General features: G+C 60.8%; 1 protein-coding gene. It reads left to right on the top strand.

Annotated features, from left to right (window positions below; all coding sequences use genetic code 11):
* The coding region (locus GEU01_RS21515; protein WP_019087644.1) for a DUF4158 domain-containing protein at positions 1 to 1,718 on the top strand (1,718 nt) is incomplete at both ends.

Below are 1,718 nucleotides of genomic sequence, written 5' to 3'. Positions count from 1 at the left end.
GTCGGATCGACGCCATCCGCGTTGGTCGCCTTCGTGGCAGACCAACTTGAGCTTTCCGGCAGCGACCTCGCCGATTACGCCGCGCGGGAGCAGACGATGACCGATCATGCCCGCGATCTGATGACGATCCTTGGCCTGCGCGCGCCCCAGAGAGCCGATATCCCGTTCATGATCGAGGCTGCGGCAAACGCAGCCTGGGCCACGGACAGCGGCATCGTAATCGTCCGGGCCGTGATGGACGCGCTACGCCATGCCAAAATCGCACTCCCTTCGATTTCAACCATCGAACGCGCCAGCATTGCGGGACGGGCGCGGGCCCGACGGAAGACCGCGCAGGCGTTAACGCAGGGCCTCACAGGCGATCAGGTCACGGCGCTGGATCGGCTTTTCGCCACAACGCCTGAAGGGAGCATCAGCCAACTTGCCTCGCTCAAGACCATACCGGTTGCCGTCAAGCCGGATCACATCAAGCGCATTCTGGAATTGTTGAGACAGGTTCGACAGATCGGCATTGATCCCGTCGTCGCCAAGCGCATTCACATCGACCGTTTTCACCAATACGTCCGGGAAGGCCGGATATCTCCGGCCTCGATGATCGAGCGCTACACGCCATCACGCCGTTACGCCACGCTCGTCGCTTTCCTGATCGATGCTGAGGAACGCCTAACGGACAGCGCCCTGGACATGGCTGACAAGCTGGTCGGCAGCATCTTTACCCGGGCACGGAACACAAAGGCCCGCAGCTTTTCGGCAACGTCGAAGAACGTCGCACGCCTGATGCGCCTGTTTCAGGCGACCATCGATGCCTTGGCCGAGGCGGCCAGCGACGGCAGAGATCCCATGGAAACTCTGGATGCCACGGTCGGATGGGCGACCCTGTTGAAAGCAAGGTCAGAGGTTGGGGCGATCGCCAGGACTGCCGACCTCGATCCTCTGACAGCCGCTGCGGAGCGTTATATTACCCTTCGAAAATTCGCGCCCGATCTGCTGGAAACGCTGGAATTCCAGGCAGGAAGAGGAGGCGCCAAGACCCTGGCTGCGATCACGTTGTTGCGGAACCTCAACAGAGCAGGCAAACGCGATTTACCTGGCGACGCACCGATGCCGTTTCGCAAGGAATGGCAGAAGATCGTTATCGATCAGGATGACAAGCCCAACCGGCGTCTGTGGGAAATCGCGACGCTCGCGCATTTGCGCAACAAGCTGCGTTCCGGCGATGTGTGGATCGAGCGGTCGGCCAATTATCGTCGCTTCGACAGCTACATGCTCAGTACGGAGCAGGCAAAACCGTTCATTGCCGAACTTGACCTTCCCCTGTCGGCGGATGAATGGCTGGATCAGCGCGCTCGCGAATTGGATAAACGCCTGAAGAAGTTTGCGCAAAGCCTGAAACGCGACGCTTTGCAAGGCGTACGATTCCGAGACGGGCACCTCCAGATATCGCCGATACGCGCAACAACGCCTCCCAAGGCGGAAGACCTGGCGCAACAGCTCAACGCCCTGATGCCGCCAATCCGCATCACGGAGCTGCTGCACGAGGTGGCGCAGGCCACCGGTTTTTTGAACGCCTTTACCAACCTGCGCACGGGCGAAGCCTGCCCCCACGAGAACGCGTTGCTTGCTGCCATTCTGGCGGACGCTACCAATCTGGGGCTGTCACGCATGGCTGCCGCGAGTCACGGCGTTACCCGTGATCAGCTCTTCTGGACCCACGACGC

It is taken from the genome of Komagataeibacter europaeus LMG 18890 (genome assembly GCF_000285295.1).
Lineage (GTDB): Bacteria > Pseudomonadota > Alphaproteobacteria > Acetobacterales > Acetobacteraceae > Komagataeibacter > Komagataeibacter europaeus.
The sequence above is the reverse complement of the archived record's forward strand: the minus strand, read 5'-3'. Positions and strand labels throughout refer to the sequence as shown.